We start from the raw sequence: 19,443 nt of genomic DNA on the forward strand, positions 1-19,443 counted from the left end.
TTCACCGGAAACATGCCTTTACGGGAGGGGTGGCATGACGATCACGGATATCGGAGACCGGTCGGAGGCCATACGCGCGCTCCGGGCCCGCTGGGCCATCGCGGCGGTGTTCGCCGGCAACGGCCTGGCGATCGCCAGCCTCGCGGTCCGAAACCCGTCGCTGAAGCTCGACCACGACCTGAGCGCCGTCCAGCTCGGCGCGGTGTCCGCGCTGTTCGGCGTGGTCGCGGTGATCGTCATGCAGGTCGCCGGCCGCCTGACCGCCCGGCTGGGCAGCGCGGCGCTGGTCCGTGCCGCGACGGTCGTGCTTCCGCTGGCGCTGCTCGGCGTCGGGCTCGCCGGCGGCCTGCCCCAGCTCGGCGCCGCCATGATCGTGATGGGCGCCGCCCACGGCCTGCTCGACGTGTCGATGAACGCACACGGGGTGGCCGTCGAGCGGGCACTGCACCGGCCGATCATGAACGGCTGCCACGCGGCCTGGAGCATCGGCGCCGTCACGGGCTCGCTGACCGGCGGCGCGGCGGCCGAGGCGGACCTGCCGCTCGCCCACCACTACCTGTACCTGGCCGCCGTGCTGGTGCCCGGCGCGCTGCTGGTCGGCCGCTGGTTGCTGCCCGCCACCGTGGACCGCCGGCCCCGGGTCGAGGACCGCCCACCCCGCGCCGGGTTCACGCGCCGCCTGCTGATCCTCGGTGCCATGGGTGCCGGGGTGCTGACCTGCGAGGGAGCCGTGATCACCTGGAGCGGGGTGTACCTGCACGAAAACCTGGGCGCCTCGCTCGGCACGGCGGCCCTGGGGTACGTCGCCTTCAACATCTGCCAGACCTCGCTACGGCTGGTCGGCGACCGGCTGTCGGCCCGCCACCCGGCGCGGATCCTGATCGGGGTGGGCACGCTCGCCGCCGCGGGCGGGCTGATCGCCGTGGTCCTCAGCCCGTGGCCGGCGCTCGCCATCGCCGGGTTCGCCGTGGTGGGCCTGGGCCTGGCGACCCCGCTGCCGGTGCTGTACAGCGTGGTCGGCCACCTCGGCGCCGGCGGTGCCGGGGCGGCCGGCTCCGTCGCCCGGTTCACCACGATGACCTACTCGGGCGTCCTGCTCGGCCCGGCGCTGATCGGCGGCACCGCCGAGCTCATCGGTCTGAGCTGGACACTGGCGGCGCTGATCCCGGTGCTCTGCCTCGTCGCCCGCGGCGCCCGCCTCAGCTGACGCGGGCGCCGCCACCCGCCTCGCAGCCGGCGGAGAAGCCGGCGGAGAAGCCGGCGTTCGTCCCGTCACCGACGACGCCGGGTGTCGGGTCCCCGAACGATGGCTTGACGTGCGGTGGGCGTTCGTCCAGGCTCGTCGTGGATCAACGCGCGACCTGCTCAGGGAAGGGGTCCGATGGCCCCAGGCAGTCTCCGCCTCGCCGGCGACCCGCCGGGTAACGGGGGCAGGCCCCTGTCTGGCTCTCGCGTGGTGGTGGCCTGCCCCGACTGTTCCTGGAACGTGGTCACCGACCGCCTCCGGCACGCGTGCGGGAGAAACGCCGCGCATGCCCGCCCCATCGTGGTCAAGGCGTTCGTGGTGTGCGAAAAGGGGTGCTGGGACGGATGGTTCGACCACTATCCCGCCGGGTGTTCCAAGGAAACCGATAGGGTTCCGCACCCGATCCGCACCAAAAGGCTGCATTTCCCGCGATGATCGACAGTTTCCTCGATCGGGCCACATCGGTCCTGGAGCGGCGCTTCCTCACGAACGCCTTCCTGCCGGTCCTGGTCCTGCTGCCCGCCGCCGCGCTTCCGTGCCTGATGCAGGACCGCCGGCTCGATCGCCTGATCGCGACGTTCAACCCGCTCCCGCTCGCCACGAAGGCGCTGGTCGCGGCCGGGTACTTCACGTTCTGCTGGTTCCTGGCCGTGATCGTCGCCAGCCAGTGGCGCAACGTCATCCGGCTCTTCGAGGGCTATCCGCTGGCCCGGTGGCCGGCGCTCGACGAGGCGGGCAAGCGGTGGCACCGGGCGCGCAGCGCGGCGCTGGACGCGGACGACGGCGAGTGGTTCACCCTGTACATCGAGTACCCGGCGAGCCACGAGGTGCTGCCGACCCGGTTGGGCAACGTGATCCGGGCGGCCGAGCGTTACCCGTTGTACCGGTACGAGGCCGACCTGATCCTGGTCTGGCCACGCCTGCTCCAGGTCCTGCCGCGCGAGTCCGTGCAGGACGCCGAGGACTCGCGGGCGACGCTTGAGTTCCTGCTCGTCCTGTCGTTGTGGTTCGTCGGCTTCGGGATCCTCTCGCCGGTCGTCGCCGCGGTGGTCGGGAGCTCGGCGGTCGTCGCGCTGGTGTGTTTCGTCATCGGCGCCGGTGGCGCGTACGCCGCCTACCTGTCCGGCATCTCGGCGGCGTCGGAGTACGGCGAGCACCTGCGTGCCCTGTTCGACACCCACCGGCTCACCCTGCTGGAGCAACTCCGGATCCCGCCGCCGCAGACGCCGGACGACGAGCAGGACCGGTGGCGGGAGCTGGGTGACTTCGTGGGGCGTGGCATGCTTCCCACCTGGACGTACGCCGACGGCGTGGCGGAGCCGGCGGATCCCGCGCCCGGATTAGGGTCGCGCGGTGCCCCCCGACGAACACCTGGAGACGCCGGACGCTGACGCGGCCAGCGGGAGGCCGTTGGGGGAGGGGCCGGTCCCCGCCCCGGTCGGCGGCCGCATCGTGGATCTCGACTCGCTCCCGGAGGCACCGGCCGTGGAGCACGCCGCCGTGCCCCGGCAACGGACTCCGGACGCGGGTACCCGGCCCGTGGCCCCCGGCCGCCCGTCCCGCCGGGCGGGACCCCTCTCGCGATACCTGCTGGTCCTCGCGGTGGTGGGCGTCGGCGCCGCGATCTACCTCACCGCCCGGCAGCCCGACACCGTCGCGGTCTTCGTCGCCACCCGGGACCTGCCCGCCTACCACGTCATCACCGCGGACGACGTCACGCTGGGGACGCGGGACGCCGGCGAGGCCGAGAAGTACGCGGACCTGCCGGTGGAGGGGCGCCTCAGCCTCAAGCCGATCGCCCGGGACCAGCCGCTGCGGCGAGGCGACGTCGCGCCGGACGTGGCCCAGGTGCTCGGCGACGACCTCACGGTGCACGGTTTCGAGGTGTCGCCCGCGACGGTGCTCGGCGGCGCGCTCCAGCCCGGCCACCGGATCCAACTGCTGCTGGTCCGCGACCGGCGGGTACTGGCCCGCCTCGACGCGGTCGTGCTCTCGGTGACCGGCGGCGATCCCGCGCCGACCAGGACGCTCGTGGTCGCGCTCCGGGCGCGGGACGCCAAGGCGAACGAGGTGGCCGTTGGCACCGGCACCGCGGTCGTACTCAGGGATCCGGCCGCGGCCGACGCGCCCGCCTAGCCGGCTCCGCCCGCGTCGCGGCTGGCCGCCGGGGCGGCGAGGAGCTTGGTCATGACGTCGTTCTCGGCGCCCTGCTCGTTGACGATGTGCTTGGCGAGGTTGCGGACGTATGCGTTGCGCCCGACCTTGAGCACCGTCTTCGCCATGAGGATGGCGCCCTTGTGGTGCTCGATCATCTGCTCCAGGTAGAGCCGGGTGGCGGCCGGGCCGTCGGCGGCGGCGAGCGCGGCCAGCTGTTCCTCGGTCATCATGCCGTGGCCGGCGCCGTGCCGGGCGGCGGCCGGGTCGTCCGGTGACACCGCCGGGGATCCCCACGCCACCCGCCAGGCGTTCATCTCGGTGATCTCGCGGCCCTGGTCGGCGCGGATGTAGTCGGCGACCGCGACCACCCGCTCCGGTACGCCGGTCTTGCCCAGCAGCGTCTGGCTCATCCGTACCGCCTGCCCGTGGTGGGCGATCATCATGGCGGCGAAGAGCAGGTCCTGGCCGTTGGGTGGCGTCGAGGACGCCTCGGGAGCGGGCGCCACAGTGGACGGTGACGGTGGCGGGGGTGGTGGCGGGACCGCCGCACCGGCACCGGCGCCGCAGCCGGCGAGCAGCAGGCAGGCGGAGAGCGAGAGCGTCGCGCGCACGGCAACCTCCAGAGGGGATCCGCCCCGCGCGCGTCGGCGCGCACGCGGGGCGGAGTCGGGGACGGGTCAGGCCACGCCGTCGCCGTTGACGCCCAGCCGGTCGGCCGGGGCCAGCGGGTTCTGCGCGGTGAAGTCCCGCGGCACGAGGTCGAAGCCCTGCCAGTGCACCGGCATCGGGCTCTGGTCCTCGTCGCGCGGCACGTGGTGGAAGCCGACCCGGACCCACATCACCGGGTCGGTGAGCCGCTCGCCGTTCGTGTACTCCAGGATCGTCGTGCCGGCGCACTCGGGGTCCTGGTTGAACGTGGCGAACTTCTCGCACGGCTTGTACTGCGTGAAGGTCACGTCCGGCTGGGTCTCCGGGTGTGCCTCGTACGCGTCGCTCGCGCCCAGCTCCAGCTCGTACGAGCGGAAGTGGCCGTCGGCGTTCTTGCTGGTCGGGCTGACCACCCGCCACCAGCGGCGCAGGCCGGTGTTGAGCGTCGTCTCGGTGGGCACGTCGGTCTTCGCCGTCGCGTAGATGGCACCGCGCCGGCCCTGCTCGCCGGTCGGCGCCGTGTCGTACTGCTCGACCTTCTCCGTGCCGTCCCCGCCGATGTTGAAGTCGACCCGCCAGAACGCGCTGTGGTAGTGGTTCACGGAGTAGTCGGTCTGGCCGGGTCCGATCGGCCAGCCCTGGTCGGGGGTGGTGTAGTCGCGCGGCGCCAGGTCGCCGGTGGCGCCGAGGCGCACCGAGATCTGGCCGTCGTCGGCGAAGCGGTACTCGGTGATGTACTCGTACCAGCCGACCTTCGAGATGGTCCGGAGCACGAGGTCGGAGCCCATCTTGGCGTACGGCTTCTCCGGCGTCTCACCCTCCAGCCGGTACGCGAGGCCGGTCTCCTCCTCGCTGACGCAGAGCACCTTCTTGGCGTCCTGGCCGGCGCCGGTCCACACGCCGCGCCGCTGCCCCTTGCAGTCGGACGCGGCGAGCGGCTGCATGTAGTCGCCGCCGAACCCGTACGAGGTGATGTCGTTCCACTCGTTGTAGCCCGAGTCGTACGGCACGTTCAGCTGCGCCATCGTGGACGAGTCGAGCACCATGATCGGGAGCTTGTCGCGCTTGCCCTTGACCGCGACCTTCTCCACCACCAGGCCGGTCTTCTCGTCGACGTGCCAGCACATCTGCCACAGCGTGCCGTTCTTGAGCTCCTGCTTGACCAGGGCGTCGTTGCCGCAGTAGTCCCACCGGTCGTTGGCCTGCGCCGGTGCCGGCACCGCGATGCCCGCCGAGACGAGCAGCGCCGCCGCGGCGGCGCCCCAAAGCTTCTTGCGCATCCGGCTCCTAACGTAGGCGCGCCACCGTGCGACCGGAGAGGTCGACCACGATGTCGGTGATGTCGATGAACGGTCCGTTCGGGACCTGGGTGATGAACTGCACGCACCGGTGCTCGCCGCACTGGTCGGCACCGGTGTCGGCAGGCCGGGCGACGTACGTCGTCCCGGTGATCTCGACCTGGTCCGCCGAGGTGAACGCCTTCCCGGTCGCCTTCTGGTACCGGGACTTGAAGTCGGCGCTCTGCCCGTCGGCGAGGAAGAGCGCGAGAGCCTTGGCGACCTCCCGGTCGGATGGGGGCGGCTGCCGCTTGGCGGCCGCGAACGTGCCCTCCACCGCGCCGGTCTTCAGGTTGACCACGCGCTTGACGAGCTTGTCGGCCGTGTAGTCGTAGAGGTACACGGCCGCCCGCCGCGGCGCGTTCGCCTCCTTCGTCTCGACGAGCTCGAACGACAGGTACTCCGGCCCGGCCGCGCCGTTGACGTCGGTGGCCCCGGCGAGCGGCGCGGCGAGGGCGGCGGCCCGCGCCCGGTCCAGTTCGGACGGTGTGAGCGGGTCGCGCCCGGTACCGGCGGCCGGCGCGGGGCCGGGGGTCGGGTCGGCGGCGGGTGCCCGCACCGGCTCGGCCTCGGCGCTCGCCGGGGCGGCCGCGTCGGCGTCCGGTGCCCGGTTGGGTGTCGACGCGGTGGCACCGCCGATCCATGCGACGGCGAGCGCGACCACGGCCGTACAGGAGGCGACACCTAACCCCCATCGCAGCCGCTGCGCCCGGGATTTCCAGGGATGTTCCATAGACCCTCCAGCGGGGGTGAGTGGACGGAGATCACCCTGGGTCGCGTCGATGTCACGATCATCAACGCGCGGGAAGATCGCGATGCCGCCAAACGAGAGGGGGTGGCGTGCCGTTCTCAGTTGCCGCAACACCCCGGAAATGTTGATCACCTAACTTTCGGCCATCGCGGGAACGGCTCCGGCCATCGCGGGAAGGGGGTGGATCATCAGCGCACTCGCCGACGCCATCGCGGACGCGCTCTCCCGCCCCGACGAGCGGCCGCCGGCACCCCGCGCCGGGCTCGACCGCCGGCGACTCTCCGCGCTCCCGGTGGCGGCCCAGGCGGTCTCCGTCGTAGCACCCTCGCCGGGCATGATGTCGGCCACCGCGATGGTCACCGCCATGGGCGCGGCGGCCGTACCGGTGATCGGGCTCGCCACGCTGGCGATGATGCTGGTCGGGCTCGCGGTCGCCCAGTTCGCCCGCCGGATGGCCGCGGCCGGCTCCCTCTACACGTACGTCTCCAAAGGACTCGGCCCGACCGCCGGCTTCCTGACCGGCTGCGCGCTGATCCTCGCGTACGGGTCGCTGGTCGTGATGTGCCTGCTCGGCTCGGGACGGCGGGTGGTCGGCTTCCTCGTCGAGGCGGGCGCGCTGCACCGCCCGGCCGGCGACGCGCCCGCACTGCTCGTCACCGCCCTGCTCGGCGCCGCGATGACCGCCATCGTGGTACGCGGGATCCGGATCTCCGCCGCGCTCACGCTGCTGCTGGAGGCCGGCTCGGTGGTGGCGGTGCTGACCGCGCTCACCGTCGCCGCGTACCGGGGCACCGCCGCCGGCCCGCCCCCCTCCGCGCTCGACCTCGGGGTCTTCGCGGCCGCGCTGCTGACCGGGATCAAGGCGCTCGTCGGCTTCGAGAGCGGGTGCGCGCTGAGCGTCGAGGCGCGCAAGCCGTTCGCGGTCGTACCCCGGGTGGTGCTCTGGACGCCCGCCGCGTGCGGTGCCCTGTTCGCGCTGGCCGCGGTGCTGCACCTGGTCGCGCTCGCCCGCGGCGGCGGTGCGGACGGGAGCGGGCCGCCGCTGCCGGTCCTGCCCGCGCTGGTCCAGCTCGGTCTTGCGTCGTCGCTGTTCGCCTGCGCGATGGCGTCGATGAACGCGGTCGTGCGGGTCCTCTTCTCCATGGGCCGCGAGCGGGTCACGCCGCCCGCGCTGGGCCGCACCCACGCCCGCTACCGCACGCCCTACGTGGCCGCGTACGCGATGGTGCCGCTCGCCGTGGGCGTTCCGCTCGTGATGTGGGCGCTCGGCACGTCCACCCGCCGCGTCTCCGGCTGGCTGGGGCTGCTGGCCGTGCTCGCGTTCCTGGTCGCCTACCTGCTGGTCTGCCTCGCCGCCGCGCCGTTCCTGCACCGGATCGGCGAGGCGACCGCGGGTGCCACCGGCGTCGCCGCGCTCGCCGCCGCGGTGACCGCCGGCTCGCTCGTGCTCGTCGTCCGCGCCGGCCTGAACGACGGGCTGGGCTGGGTGGTCGCCGCGCTGGTCGGCTTCCTCGGGCTGGGCCTGCTGTGGCTGCTGCGGGTGCGGCGCCGGGCACCGCACCGGCTCAGCGCGATGGGCTTCTTCGACGCGGCCACGCCGGACGACATCCTGCCCGGCGCCTCACCGGACGGGCTGGCTCCCGGCGCCGCGTCCCGGCGGGCGCGGTAGGCCCGCCATGGCCACCACCGACCACCCGCCCGCCGGCCGCCAGCCCGCCGCGATCCGCAGCGCCCTCACCGTGCTGGAACAGGTCGCCCGCGCCGGCCCCGGCGTCACCGCGCGCGAACTCTCGGCCGCGCTCGGCATGTCACCCGCCACCACGTACCGCCTGGTCAACCTGCTCGTCGCCGAGGAGTACCTGGTCCGCCTCCCCGACCTGCGCGGCTTCGCGCTGGGGCGCAAGGTGGTGGAGCTGGCCGGCGCCGTCGCCCATTCCGCCGTGCCGGCCGGTGCGGCCGACGCGGTGGCCGAGCTGCGGTCCCGGGTACGCCTGGCGGTGCACCTCGCCTCGCTCCGCCACGGCCGGCTGCGCATGCTCGACCCCGACCCGGACCACCCGCCCTCGCCGGACGCGGTCCTCGCCCGCCACCTGCACGCCTCCGCGCTGGGCAAGCTCCTCCTCGCCGACCAGCCCGACTGGCACGCCCTGGCCCCCGGCGCCCCGGCCGAGCTGCGGCAGCTCACCCCGCACACCGTCGGCCGCCCGGACGCGCTGGACCGCGAGCTCGACCGGGTCCGCGGCGACCGGGTGGCCCGGCAGTTCGGCGAGCTGCGCACCGACCGCGGCTGCGTCGCGATGCCGGTGCGGGACCCGGACGGCGCGCTGGTCGCCGGCCTCGCGGTCAGCGGCAGCCCGGACCGCATCGCCGCCCTGGCGCCCGCGGTGCTCCGCCTGGTCGAGCGCTGCGCCCACGACCTCGCCCGCCTCCTCCACCGTACCCCCGCCTGAAGATCCCGGATACCCCGGTCCGTCTCACCCGCGGGCCGCATGCGCGGTGCTCTCGAGCTGCCCGCACAGACGGGGCACCGCGCCATCCGCGTGGGCTTGCGGCGCGCTGTCCGTCGGGGTGGAGGTGTGCGTGCGCGGTGCGCTGGAGCTGCTCGCACAGGCGGGGCACCGCGCCATCCGCGCGGCGGTCGAGAGGAGCGACCGCGACCGCCGCAGTGGTTCCGGTGTGATGCCGGATGATCGTTCACCCGAAACCCGCGTCCTTGCCCGGCGTTTCACACGGAAACCGGGCGAACGATCACCACTACGGCGTGGTCCCAACGCCGGGCTCCAGCCGGTGATCGCGGTATCCCGAGCGACCGCCTTTGCCATGATCGGCGCTGCGAGATCGGCACGAGCCAACCAAACCTCGGTGGCGATCAAGGGGCGTGCGGACCTCGACCCTGCGTTCAGGGCTCAACAGTGGACCGTCCCAGCAGATCGTGGTACGGATCCGCCCGCCTGGGGGCACCTGTGTACCACGATCTCGACGGCCGCCCGGTGATCGCGGCCGGTCGACGGCCTGACGTTCCTGAGCGTGACCAGGCGCGGGAGGTGAGGCCGCGGGAGCAACGGTCCGGACCACGACGGACGTCGCGGTAGCTCGAATTCTTTGGCTTTCGGACAGAGCGGTCTCGTGCCGCTCCGCGCGCCCGTCCTCAACGGTGATCGAAGCTCCCTTCAAGTCGCTAGAACGACGTGAAGGGAGCTTCGATCACGGAGGTGGTGGGGGTCAGTCGCCGCCGGGGAGGATCGGGGGAAGCGTGGGGAGCTGGATCGGCGGCAGGGGGAGGAGCGGGGGGGGCCGCGGGAGGAGGCCGCCGCCCGGGTTGGACGGGGTGGGCGACGGGGCGCCGCCCTCCGGCGGGGGTGCGGGCTTGGCGCCCGGCGAGCCGCCCGGCGCGGGCCGGCTGGCGCGCGGGGGCGGCGGCGCGGTGGGTGCCGGCGCCGGCGTGGGCGTGACGGCCGGCGGCGGGGGTGCGGTAGCGGCGTTCAGGACGCGCTGGAGGGCCTCGACCTCGCCCCGCAGCCGGGCCGCGGTGGCCTCGTCGTCGATCCGGGCGATGTGTGCCCCGGCCTTGGTGAGCAGGGCCTGCGCGTCGGCGTTTCGCCCCTCGGCGAGGGCGGTGGCGGCGTCCGCGATCGCCTTCTCCGCGGCCTTCACCTCGGCCCGCTGCGGATAGACCACTTTGGACACCGGCCACAGTACGCTGCCGGGCTGGGCCTGGTGTGCGGAGACGGCGAGCCCCATCGCCACCACCGCGGCGGCCGCCGCGCCGAGGATGGCCTGGACCAGCCGCCGCTTGCGGGCCGGGTCGCCGGCCGGGAGCGGGGCCGGCTCATCGTCGAGATCGTCCCAGAGGTCGCCGTCCCCGGCTTCCTCGGCCAGGTCGTCGCGCCAGGCCGCGAGCATCGCCGCGGCCGGATCCGCCGCCAGGTCGGCGTCGAGCGGCTCGCCGCGGCCGAGCGCGTCCAGCAGCCGGTCGTCGGCGGCGATCTGAGCCACCGATACCGGCTGGTCGGCCTTGCCGCGCTGGTCGCTCATGGCCGTCCTCGCTTAGCCGCGGGCGGCCGCGCGGCTCCAGGCGGGCTGAGCCCGATGATTCCCACGCTTCGCTCGGTCATGCCGCGCTCACCTCGTCCAGCGCACTACCGGCCAGCGTACGCAGGCGGGCCAGCCCGCGAGACTGGGCGACCCGGACAGCGGCCGCGGACATGCCCATGACCTCGCCGACCTCCTCGGCGGGGAGCCCGACCGCCACGCGCAGCAGGATGATCTCGCGCTGCGCCTGCGGCAGGCGGTCGAGCAGCGCGGAGAGGCGCCGGGCCAGGTCGGTGGAGACGGCCTGCTGCTCCGGGCCGGGCGCGGCGTCGGGCCGGTCGAGCACCTCGTCGGAGGCGGCCACCGCGGACGAGTCGCGGATCGCGGCGCGCTGGGCGTCGGCGACCTTGTTGGCGGCGATGGCGTACACGAAAGCGGAGAACGGGCGACCCTCCTCCCGGTAACGCGGGAGCGCGCGCAGCACGCCCAGGCAGACCTCCTGCGCCACGTCGTCGGCCGTCGTGTACGCGCCGCCGATCCGGCCGAGCCGGGCACGGCAGTACCGGACCAGCCCCGGGCGCAACTGCGCCAGCAGGGCGGACGTCGCCGCGGAGTCACGCCGCGCGGCGCGCGCGACGAGCTCCGGATCGATCGTTGCCGTCATGTCGTGGGGAGACGCACCTTCGTTACTGGGGGGTTAACCACGCACCGTACCGGTGAGCAGCTCAAATGGCCAACGCGGGAAATCGGCTGTTACGCCCCGCGGCGCCCGAGCGATGCAACAGGCGTGGGAGTCGAGGTGCGGGTCGAGGGCCTGACCAAGTCGTTCGGCCGCCAGCCGGTCTGGTCGGACGTGAGCCTCACCCTTCCCGCGGGCGAGATCTCGGTGCTCCTCGGCCCCTCCGGCACCGGCAAGTCGGTCTTCCTGAAGACGCTCGTCGGGCTGCTGCGGCCGGACCGCGGCTCGATCTGGATCGCCAAGCACGACCTGACCCGCCTCTCCGAGCGGCGGCTCTACGAGGTGCGCCGCCTCTTCGGCGTGCTCTTCCAGGACGGCGCGCTCTTCGGCTCGATGAGCATCTACGACAACGTGGCCTTCCCGCTGCGCGAGCACACCCGCCACTCCGAGTCGCGGATCCGGGACGTGGTCCTGGAAAAGCTCGATATGGTCGGGCTGGTCGGCGCCGAGGGAAAGCTGCCCGGCGAGATCTCCGGCGGCATGCGCAAGCGGGCCGGCCTCGCCCGGGCGCTCGTGCTCGAACCGGAGATCGTGCTCTTCGACGAGCCGGACTCCGGCCTCGACCCGGTCCGCACCGCCTACCTCAACCAGCTGATCATCGACCTCAACCAGCAGACCGGCGCGACGTTCCTGATCGTCACCCACGACATCAACACCGCGCGCACCGTGCCGGACAACATCGGCCTGATCTACCACGGGCATCTGGCCATGTTCGGGCCGCGGGAGATGCTGCTGTCCAGCACCGAGCCGGTGGTGCGGCAGTTCCTCAACGCGCAGCGGGTCGGGCCGATCGGGATGGCCGAGGAGAAGGACGCCGACGAGCTGCGCGCCGAGGCCGAGGCCGGGGTGGAGCTGCCGCCGCTGCCGCCGATCCCGTTCCAGCTGCGCCCCTCCAACGGCCTGCCCCGCCGCGCCGAGCACCCGCCCGGCGCCTGGTGCCGCGCGCACGGGGTGGAGCCGCCGCCCGGGTCGTTCGAGACGGTGGTGCTCAGATGATCGCCGCGACCGGCAACTTCGTCGCGTTCAGCCTGGACGCGCTGCGCGGGCTGCCACGGCGGCCGTTCCAGCTGCGCGAGTTCGTGCAGCAGGCCTGGTTCATCAGCTCGGTCTCGATCCTGCCGGCCGCGCTGGTCTCGATCCCGTTCGGCGCGGTGATCGCGCTGCAGCTCGGTTCCCTGGTGCGGCAGCTCGGCGCCCAGTCGTTCACCGGCGCCGCCTCGGTGCTGGCGGTGGTGCGCGAGGCCGGACCGATCGTGACCGCGCTCATCATCGCCGGCGCCGGCGGCTCCGCGATCTGCGCCGACCTGGGCGCCCGGAAGATCCGCGAGGAGCTGGACGCGATGCGGGTGCTCGGCATCGACCCCATCCAGCGCCTCGTCGTGCCCCGCCTGCTCGCCTCGATGCTCGTCGCGGTGCTGCTCAACGGCCTGGTCAACGTGGTCGGCGTGGCCGGCGGCTACTTCTTCAACGTGGTGCTCCAGGGCGGTACGCCGGGCGCCTACCTGGCCAGCTTCCAGGCCCTCGGGCAGCTCCCCGACCTGGTGGTGGGGGAGATCAAGGCGCTGGTCTTCGGCGCGGTGGCGGCGCTCGTCGCCTCGTACAAGGGGATGACCGCCAAGGGCGGGCCGAAGGGCGTCGGCGAGGCCGTCAACCAGAGCGTGGTGATCACGTTCATGCTGCTCTTCGCCCTCAACTTCGTCATCACCGCGATCTACTTCCAGGTCGTCCCGCAGAAGGGGACGTGACGTGCTGGACACACTGGGCGCGCAGCTCGCCTTCTACCTCCGGGCCTTCGCCTGGACGCCGCGCACCGTCCGGCGGTACAAGCGCGAGGTCGTGCGCCTGCTGGCCGAGGTGAGCTTCGGCAAGGGCGCGATCGCCGTGGCCGGCGGCACCGTCGGCGTCATCTGCTTCCTGACCTTCTTCACCGGCACCGAAGTGGGGTTGCAGGGCTACCAGGCGCTCAACCAGATCGGCAGCAGCGCGTTCACCGGCTTCGTCTCGGCGTACTTCAACACCCGCGAGATCGCCCCGCTCGTGGCCGCCCTCGCGCTCTCCGCGACCGTCGGGTGTGGATTCACCGCGCAGCTCGGCGCGATGCGGATCTCCGAGGAGGTCGACGCGCTGGAGGTGATGGCCGTGCCGTCGCTGCCGTTCCTGGTCACCACCCGGATGATCGCCGCGTTCGTCGCGGTCGTCCCGCTGTACGTGATCGGGCTGCTCTCCAGCTACTTCGCCACCCGGATGATGGCGATCCACTACTTCGGACAGTCCGCCGGCACGTACGACTACTACTTCGACCTCTTCCTACCCCCGGTCGACGTGCTCTGGTCGTTCGCCAAGGTGCTGGTCTTCGCGGTCATCGTCGTGCTCGTGCACTGCTACTACGGGTACACGGCCAGCGGCGGGCCGGCCGGCGTCGGCGTCGCGGTGGGCCGGGCGGTGCGGCTCTCCATCGTGGCCGTCAACATCGTCGACTTCTTCCTGTCGCTCGCCATCTGGGGTGCGACGACGACGGTACGGATCGCGGGGTGAGCATCCACATGAGACACCGTGTCCTCGGCATCGCGTTCGTGCTGGTCCTCGTGGCCGCGCTCGGCGCGTCGGTGCTCCAGTACCGCAAGGCGTTCACCCCGGTCACCTGGGTCACGCTCGACGCCGAGCGGGCCGGCATGCAGCTGTCGCCGGGCGCCGACGTCAAGCTGCGCGGCGTGGTCGTCGGCGACGTGCGCTCGGTCGAGAGCGAGGGCGGGGGAGCCCGGCTGCGGCTGGCGCTCGACCCGCACCTGGCCCGCCGGGTGCCGGCCGCGGTGACCGCGCGGCTGCTGCCCAAGACGCTCTTCGGCGAGCGGTACGTGGCGCTGGTCGCCCCGCCCGGCGCGGCCGGCCAGCCGATCCGCGACGGCGCGGTCATCACCCAGGACCGCAGCCAAAACGGCGTCGAGCTGGAACGGGTGCTCGACGAGGCGCTGCCGCTGCTCCAGTCGATCCGCCCGGACCGGCTCGCCGCGGTGCTCGGCGCGCTCGCCGCCGCGCTCGACGGGCGCGGCGAGCGGCTCGGCCGCGACCTGGTGCTCACGAGCGACTACCTGGCCCGGCTCAACCAGGAGATGCCGGTCATCGCCGACGACGTGCGCATGCTGTCCACAGTGGTCGGGGCGTACGACGCGGCGCTGCCGGACCTGCTTTCGATCCTGCGCGACGTCACGGTCACCGCGGGTACGGTGGTCGACCAGCGGGCCGAGCTCTCCGCCTTCCTGGCCAGCACCACCGGGGCCGCCGACACCACCCGGCTCTTCCTGGACCGCCACGACGACCAGCTCATCCGGCTCGGCGACGTGGGCCGGCCGGTGCTGGAGCTGCTGGCCGCCTACGCGCCGGAGTACCCCTGCCTGATGCGCGGGCTCGTCGCGCTCCAGCCGCGCGTCGAGGAGTCGTTCGAGGGCGGGAAGTTCCACATCACGCTGGAGATCACCAAGGACGGCGGCAAGTACGAGCCGGGCCGGGACGAGCCGGTGTACGGGGCGGGCAACGGTCCACAGTGCTACGGGCTGCCCAACCCGAAGGTGCCCGCACCCGGCCACGCGATCAACGACGGCTATGACTACGGCGCCGACCGCACCACCCCGAAGCTGCCGATCGGCCTTCCCTCCACGACGCCCGCGGCGGCCGGCTCCCGGCCCCCGGACGCGCCGACCGACATGGGCTCGGCCGGCACCGCCGAGGAGCGTGACCTGATCAAGCCGATCATCAGCGCGGTCACCGGCCTGCTGCCGGTCGAGGTGCCCGACATCGCGGTGCTCCTGTGGGGCCCGCTGCTGCGTGGAGCGGTGGTGAACACCCCATGAGGGAGCGGAGCGAGCGAATCATCGGGCACAGTGTGTTTAAAGCCTCGTGGCCGCCCGCAGCGAAGCGAGGACGGCCATGAGCGTCCGAGCGCCCCTGCTCAAGCTCGTCGCGTTCGCGGCGGTGACCGTGCTGCTGACCGCGATGCTGGCGCAGACGCTCGGCTCGCTCACCGGCGGCGGCACCACCTACCGGGCCCGCTTCACCGACGTCACCGGCCTGCTCGAAGGGGACGACGTGCGGATCGCCGGCGTACGCGTGGGCCAGGTGGAGGGCATCCGGGTCGCCGACAACACGACGGCCGAGGTCGAGTTCACAGTGGACGGCGACATCCCGCTCGGCGCCGGCACCCGGGCGAAGATCCGCTACCGCAACCTGGTCGGCCAGCGGTACATCGCGCTCGCCGAGGGCCCCGGCGACGGCCGGCCGCTGCCCGCCGGGGGGCTGATCCCGCTCGCCCAGACCACGCCCGCGCTCGACCTGACCGTGCTGTTCAACGGGTTCCGGCCGCTCTTCACCGCGCTCACGCCAAACGACGTCAACAAGCTGGCGTACGAGATCATCCAGGTGCTACAGGGCGAAGGGCCGACGGTGACCAGCCTGCTGCGGCGCACCGCCTCCCTCACCAACACGCTCGCCGACCGCGACGAGGTCATCGGCCGTGTGGTCACCAACCTCAACGGCGTGCTGTCCACACTGGCCGATCGCGACGAGAGCCTCGACACCACCATCACCCAGTTGCAAAGCTTCGTCAGCGGGCTCTCCGCCGACCGGCTGGCGATCGGCGAGGCGGTCGCCAACCTCGGCGAGCTGACCGGCGCCACCGCCGACCTGCTGACCGAAGCCCGCCCGGCCATCAAGGCCGACGTCGCCGCGCTGGAGCAGGTGGCCGGCACGCTCAACCGCAACGAGGACGTCATCGACCGTACGCTCGGCACGCTGCCTGGCCGGTACGAGTCGCTGACCCGGGTCGCCTCGTACGGCTCGTGGCTCAACTTCTTCCTCTGCGACTTCGACGGCCGGGTCACGCTGCCCGGCGCCGGCGCGGTCACCCCGGCCGGCGTCGACTCGCCCGCGGCCCGCTGCGACACGTCGGGAGGTGCCCGATGAAGCGGCACCCCCGGATCACCGGTGCGGTCAGCCTCGCCGTCCTGGCGCTGCTCGTGCTCGCCGCGTTCCGGCTCGACGGCATCACGTCGATCGGCGACCCGGCCTACCGGGCGGCGTTCCGGGACGCGAGCGGCCTGGCCCCCGGCAACGAGGTGCGGGTCGCCGGCGTACGGGTCGGCAAGGTGACCGAGGTCGGCCTGGCGCGCGGCCCCGGCGGCCCGTACGTGCGGGTCCACTTCCGGCTGAACGACGAGAGCGTGCACCTCGGCGAGCGGACCGGCGCGACGATCCGCATCAAGACCGTGCTGGGCCAGAAGTACCTCGCGCTGGCGCCGTCCGGGCAGGGCACGCTCCCCGAGGACGGGGAGATCCCGCTCGACCGCACGGCGTCACCGTTCGACGTGATCCAGGCGGTGTCCGGGCTCGGCGAGACCGTCGACGAGATCGACTCGGAGCAGCTCGGCGCGGCGTTCACCACGCTTGCCCGGACGTTCGCCGACACACCGTCCAGTGTGGAGGCGTCCCTCGACGGCCTCTCCCGGCTCTCCCGGACGGTCGCCAGCCGCGACGCCGAACTGCGCGAGCTGCTCGGCCGGGCCCGCACCGTCACCGCCGTACTGGCCGAGCGGGACGAGGAGTTTCGCAAGCTCGTCGCCGACGGAGACGCGCTGCTGCGCGAGGTCAGCCGCCGCCGGGACGCCATCCACGAGCTGCTCGTCGGCACCAACCAGCTCGCCCAGGAGCTCTCCGGCCTGGTCGCCGACAACCGCGAGCAGCTCAAGCCGGCGCTCGACCAGCTGCGCGGCGTGGTGGGGATCCTGCAGCGCAACCGGGACAACCTCACCGAGACCATCGAGGGGATGGCGCCGTTCGTCAACGCGTTCGCCAACGTGGTGGGCAACGGCCGCTGGTTCGACACGTACGTCCGGGGATTGCTCCAGCCGTACCAGCCGTCGGTCGGGGGTGGCTGATGCGGTGGCGTATTCCGGTCGCGCTCGCGGTGTCCACAGTGGTCGCCGTGGCCGCCTGCGCGGTCGTGCGCGACGAGCCGGAGCGGCGGGTCGTGGCGCACTTCGCCCGCGTGGTCGGCGTGCACCCCGGCTCGGACGTGCGCGTGCTCGGTGTCCGCATCGGGCGCGTGGTCGCCGTGGAGCCGCAGGGGCGCACGGTGCGGGTGGAGATGCGCTACGACCGTGACTGGCCGGTGCCGGCGGGCGCCCAGGCCGTCATCGTCCCGCCCAGCGTGGTCAGCGACCGGTACGTCCAGCTCACCCCCGCGTACGGCGGCGGGCCGGCCCTCGCCGACGGCGCCGAGCTGCCGGTCGAGCGCACCGCCGCGCCGATGGAGATCGACGACATCTACCGGGCGCTGGACGAGTTCAACCGGGCGCTCGGCCCGCAGGGCGCCAACAAGGACGGTGCGCTCAGCGACCTGATCGCCGTGGGCCGGGCCAACCTGGAGGGCAACGGCGCCGCGCTGGGCGAGACGCTCGACGGGCTCTCCCGCGCCCTCGACACGCTCGCCGACGGGCGGCAGGACCTCTTCGGCACGGTCGGCAACCTCCAGGAGTTCACCACCGCGCTGGCCCGCAGCGACCAGCAGGTGCGCTCGTTCAACGTCCAGCTCGCCGGGGTGGCGCGGCAGCTCGCCGGCGAGCGCGACGAGCTGGCCGCCGCGCTGCGCAACCTGGCCACCGCGCTGGCCGACGTGACCACGTTCGTCAACCAGAACCGGGCCGCCCTGACGTCCAATGTGGACGCGCTGACCGACGTCACCGGCATCCTGGTGCGGCAGCAGCGCTCACTGATCGAGATCCTCGACGTGACGCCGCTCGCGCTCTCCAACCTCAACCTCGCGTACAACCCGCGCTCCGGCACGCTGGACACCCGGGACAACGTGCTCGGCCCGTACGACCCGGCGAGCTTCGTCTGCTCGCTGATGGTCGACCTGCTGCCGGCGGCGAAGGTGTCGCGAAAGTGCTTCGCGCTCGCGCAGACCCTCCAGGCGAAGAAGCTGCCCATGACCGACCAGCTTCGCAAGCTGCTCAAGCTCCCACCCGCGGCGCCGCCGGCCAAGCCCGCGCCGGCACCCGCGCCGGAGACACCCGAGCCGCCCTCCACAGTAGACCGGACGCTCGGCGGGATCCTGCGAGGTACCGAGTGAAAAGGCTGACCCCCGCGGCGCTCGCGCTGGTCCTGCTGGCCGGCGGGTGCGGGCTGCCCGACCTCGCCGACCTGCCGCTGCCGGGCGGCGCGCCCTCCGGCCCCAGTTACCGCGTGACCGCCGAGTTCGCCGACGTGCTCGACCTGGTCGAGCGGGCGGCCGTGAAGGTCGACGACGTCACCGTCGGGACCGTCGAGGAGATCTCGCTGCACGGCTGGACCGCCAAGGTGCGGCTGCGCATCGACCGCGACGTGCGCCTCCCGGCCAACGCCACGGCCGCCGTCCGCCAGACCAGCCTGCTGGGGGAGAAGTTCGTCGCGGTCTCCGCGCCGGCCACCGAGGCGGCGCGCGGCACGCTCGCCGACGGCGCCACGATCCCGCTGGTACGCACGAAGCGGGGCGCCGAGGTCGAGGAGGTGCTCGTCGCGCTCGGCCTGCTGCTCAACGGCGGCGGACTGGCCCAGCTCAAGACCATCAACGAGGAGCTGGGCACCGCGCTCGACGGCCGCGAGGCGGAGGCGAAGGACGCGCTGCGGCAGCTCGACGCGTTCGTCGGCGGCCTGGACGAGCAGAAGGCCGACCTGGTCCGCGCGATCGAGGCGCTGGACCGGCTCACCGGCCGCCTCAACCGGCAGAAGGCGGTCATCGGCGGCGCGCTCGATGCGCTCGGGCCCGGCATCACCGTGCTGGCCGAGCAGCGCGAGCAGCTCACCGCCGCGCTGAACGCGCTGGGCGAGCTGGGCAAGGTCGGCAGCCGCGTGGTCCGGGCGAGCAAGGACGACACCGTGGCCAGCCTCCGCGCGCTCCAGCCGATCCTCGACCAGCTCGCCGAGGCCGGCGACGCCCTACCGAAGTCGCTGGACTTCATGCTCTCCTACCCGTTCCCGCCGAACGTCACCGGCGCGATCGTCGGCGACTTCGTCAACCTCTCCATCACCGCCGACCTCGACGCCGCGACGATCCTCGCCAACCTGGTGGCGGCCGCCCCCCGTGCCCCGCGGGCGCCGTCGGCCCCACCCGCGCCGTCGCGCGGCGGCGATTCACCGGGTACGCCGTCGCCGAAGCCCGGGGCCAAGCCGGCGCTTCCCGGGCAGCTCCCGCCGCTCTGCCTGCCGCTGGACGGGATCCTGCCGCCGCAGTGGGTGCCGCCCGAGGAGTGCGAGCTGCCGGAGGGGTGCAAGCTGCTCAAGCCCGGTTCGCCGATACCGCTCGGCGCGCTCGTCGTACCGGCGAACGGGTTGCTGCCCCAGGGCACGGTCTTCCCGGCCGGCACCCGCCTCGCCGCGGGCACGATCCTGACCGTGCAGTGCCTGCTCGCCCCGGTCACCGGCGCGGTCGACGGGATCATCGGCGGCGTCGGCGACCTGCTCGGCGGCATCACCGGCTCCGGCGCGTCTCCCGGGGGTGGCTAGC

Annotated in this window: 18 protein-coding genes; 13 read left to right on the plus strand and 5 right to left on the minus strand. The window is 73.3% G+C overall.

Annotation, left to right across the window (positions count from 1 at the left end):
* Window positions 1-34: 34 nt before the first annotated feature.
* From RB614_RS07660 to RB614_RS07670, 3 genes are all read left to right on the plus strand, one after another.
* Complete coding sequence (locus RB614_RS07660; RefSeq protein ID WP_308711673.1) at window positions 35-1,207, plus strand: MFS transporter; 1,173 nt, start codon at window positions 35-37, stop codon at window positions 1,205-1,207.
* A 470-nt stretch (window positions 1,208-1,677) separates the two neighbouring features.
* A complete protein-coding gene (locus RB614_RS07665) occupies window positions 1,678-2,637 on the plus strand; it encodes a hypothetical protein (protein ID WP_308711674.1) in 960 nt (319 codons plus the stop codon).
* Window positions 2,600-3,382 (plus strand): SAF domain-containing protein, encoded by a 783-nt coding sequence (locus RB614_RS07670; RefSeq protein WP_308711675.1) that lies wholly within the window; start codon window positions 2,600-2,602, stop codon window positions 3,380-3,382. The genes RB614_RS07665 and RB614_RS07670 overlap by 38 nt, the downstream gene beginning before the upstream one ends.
* On the opposite strand, the gene RB614_RS07675 is transcribed toward RB614_RS07670, so the two are convergent.
* The 3 genes from RB614_RS07675 to RB614_RS07685 all read right to left on the minus strand — a co-directional run bounded on the left by RB614_RS07675 (window position 3,379) and on the right by RB614_RS07685 (window position 6,121).
* Window positions 3,379-4,014: a DUF305 domain-containing protein gene (locus RB614_RS07675; RefSeq protein WP_308711676.1), complete on the minus strand. Its 636-nt coding sequence runs from the start codon at window positions 4,012-4,014 to the stop codon at window positions 3,379-3,381. The two genes, RB614_RS07670 and RB614_RS07675, sit on opposite strands and share 4 nt — an antisense overlap.
* Before the next feature lie 66 nt (window positions 4,015-4,080).
* Entirely contained in the window at window positions 4,081-5,331 is a 1,251-nt protein-coding gene (locus tag RB614_RS07680; protein ID WP_308711677.1) for a copper amine oxidase, read from the minus strand.
* Window positions 5,332-5,338: 7 nt separating this feature from the next.
* Window positions 5,339-6,121, minus strand: coding sequence for a hypothetical protein (locus RB614_RS07685; RefSeq protein WP_308711678.1), 783 nt, complete (start codon window positions 6,119-6,121; stop codon window positions 5,339-5,341).
* Between the two features lie 310 nt (window positions 6,122-6,431).
* On the opposite strand from RB614_RS07685, the gene RB614_RS07690 reads away from it, so the two are divergent.
* Window positions 6,432-7,808, plus strand: a complete 1,377-nt coding sequence (locus RB614_RS07690) for an APC family permease (protein ID WP_308711679.1) — start codon at window positions 6,432-6,434, stop codon at window positions 7,806-7,808.
* 7 nt (window positions 7,809-7,815) lie between these two features.
* Window positions 7,816-8,589 carry an IclR family transcriptional regulator gene (locus RB614_RS07695; protein ID WP_308711680.1) on the plus strand — a complete coding sequence of 258 codons (774 nt, stop codon included), beginning with the start codon at window positions 7,816-7,818 and terminating at the stop codon, window positions 8,587-8,589.
* A 772-nt stretch (window positions 8,590-9,361) separates the two neighbouring features.
* Here the strand turns inward: RB614_RS07695 and RB614_RS07700 are convergent.
* Window positions 9,362-10,174: an anti-sigma-D factor RsdA gene (locus tag RB614_RS07700; RefSeq protein WP_308711681.1), complete on the minus strand. Its 813-nt coding sequence runs from the start codon at window positions 10,172-10,174 to the stop codon at window positions 9,362-9,364.
* A 76-nt stretch (window positions 10,175-10,250) separates the two neighbouring features.
* Window positions 10,251-10,835, minus strand: a complete 585-nt coding sequence (gene shbA / locus RB614_RS07705; protein ID WP_308711682.1) for an RNA polymerase sigma factor ShbA — start codon at window positions 10,833-10,835, stop codon at window positions 10,251-10,253.
* A gap of 123 nt (window positions 10,836-10,958) precedes the next feature.
* Here shbA and RB614_RS07710 point away from each other — a divergent pair, with 123 nt between their 5' ends.
* The 8 genes from RB614_RS07710 to RB614_RS07745 all read left to right on the plus strand — a co-directional run bounded on the left by RB614_RS07710 (window position 10,959) and on the right by RB614_RS07745 (window position 19,442).
* A complete protein-coding gene (locus RB614_RS07710; protein WP_308711683.1) occupies window positions 10,959-11,906 on the plus strand; it encodes an ABC transporter ATP-binding protein in 948 nt (315 codons plus the stop codon).
* Complete coding sequence (locus tag RB614_RS07715) at window positions 11,903-12,655, plus strand: MlaE family ABC transporter permease (protein ID WP_308711684.1); 753 nt, start codon at window positions 11,903-11,905, stop codon at window positions 12,653-12,655. The genes RB614_RS07710 and RB614_RS07715 overlap by 4 nt, the downstream gene beginning before the upstream one ends.
* Before the next feature lies 1 nt (window position 12,656).
* Complete coding sequence (locus tag RB614_RS07720) at window positions 12,657-13,445, plus strand: MlaE family ABC transporter permease (RefSeq protein WP_308711685.1); 789 nt, start codon at window positions 12,657-12,659, stop codon at window positions 13,443-13,445.
* Between the two features lie 8 nt (window positions 13,446-13,453).
* A complete protein-coding gene (locus tag RB614_RS07725; protein WP_308711686.1) occupies window positions 13,454-14,758 on the plus strand; it encodes an MCE family protein in 1,305 nt (434 codons plus the stop codon).
* A gap of 76 nt (window positions 14,759-14,834) precedes the next feature.
* Window positions 14,835-15,866 carry an MCE family protein gene (locus RB614_RS07730; protein WP_308711687.1) on the plus strand — a complete coding sequence of 344 codons (1,032 nt, stop codon included), beginning with the start codon at window positions 14,835-14,837 and terminating at the stop codon, window positions 15,864-15,866.
* Entirely contained in the window at window positions 15,863-16,837 is a 975-nt protein-coding gene (locus tag RB614_RS07735; RefSeq protein ID WP_308711688.1) for an MCE family protein, read from the plus strand. The genes RB614_RS07730 and RB614_RS07735 overlap by 4 nt, the downstream gene beginning before the upstream one ends.
* Window positions 16,837-18,030 (plus strand): MCE family protein, encoded by a 1,194-nt coding sequence (locus RB614_RS07740; protein WP_308711689.1) that lies wholly within the window; start codon window positions 16,837-16,839, stop codon window positions 18,028-18,030. The genes RB614_RS07735 and RB614_RS07740 overlap by 1 nt, the downstream gene beginning before the upstream one ends.
* On the plus strand, window positions 18,027-19,442 hold the full coding sequence (locus RB614_RS07745; protein WP_308711690.1) for an MCE family protein: 1,416 nt from the start codon (window positions 18,027-18,029) through the stop codon (window positions 19,440-19,442). The genes RB614_RS07740 and RB614_RS07745 overlap by 4 nt, the downstream gene beginning before the upstream one ends.
* Window position 19,443: the final 1 nt, after the last annotated feature.

It is taken from the genome of Phytohabitans maris (assembly GCF_031085175.1).
In the GTDB taxonomy this organism is placed as follows: Bacteria; Actinomycetota; Actinomycetes; order Mycobacteriales; family Micromonosporaceae; genus Phytohabitans; species Phytohabitans maris.

Coding starts and splice junctions, on each gene's coding strand:
- RB614_RS07660 (WP_308711673.1), top strand. CDS start 35: ATGACGATCACGGATATCGGAGACCGGTCGGAGGCCATACGCGCGCTC.
- RB614_RS07665 (WP_308711674.1), top strand. CDS start 1,678: ATGATCGACAGTTTCCTCGATCGGGCCACATCGGTCCTGGAGCGGCGC.
- RB614_RS07680 (WP_308711677.1), bottom strand. CDS start 5,331: ATGCGCAAGAAGCTTTGGGGCGCCGCCGCGGCGGCGCTGCTCGTCTCG.
- RB614_RS07685 (WP_308711678.1), bottom strand. CDS start 6,121: ATGGAACATCCCTGGAAATCCCGGGCGCAGCGGCTGCGATGGGGGTTA.
- RB614_RS07695 (WP_308711680.1), top strand. CDS start 7,816: ATGGCCACCACCGACCACCCGCCCGCCGGCCGCCAGCCCGCCGCGATC.
- RB614_RS07700 (WP_308711681.1), bottom strand. CDS start 10,174: ATGAGCGACCAGCGCGGCAAGGCCGACCAGCCGGTATCGGTGGCTCAG.
- shbA (WP_308711682.1), bottom strand. CDS start 10,835: ATGACGGCAACGATCGATCCGGAGCTCGTCGCGCGCGCCGCGCGGCGT.
- RB614_RS07715 (WP_308711684.1), top strand. CDS start 11,903: ATGATCGCCGCGACCGGCAACTTCGTCGCGTTCAGCCTGGACGCGCTG.
- RB614_RS07725 (WP_308711686.1), top strand. CDS start 13,454: ATGAGACACCGTGTCCTCGGCATCGCGTTCGTGCTGGTCCTCGTGGCC.
- RB614_RS07730 (WP_308711687.1), top strand. CDS start 14,835: ATGAGCGTCCGAGCGCCCCTGCTCAAGCTCGTCGCGTTCGCGGCGGTG.
- RB614_RS07735 (WP_308711688.1), top strand. CDS start 15,863: ATGAAGCGGCACCCCCGGATCACCGGTGCGGTCAGCCTCGCCGTCCTG.
- RB614_RS07740 (WP_308711689.1), top strand. CDS start 16,837: ATGCGGTGGCGTATTCCGGTCGCGCTCGCGGTGTCCACAGTGGTCGCC.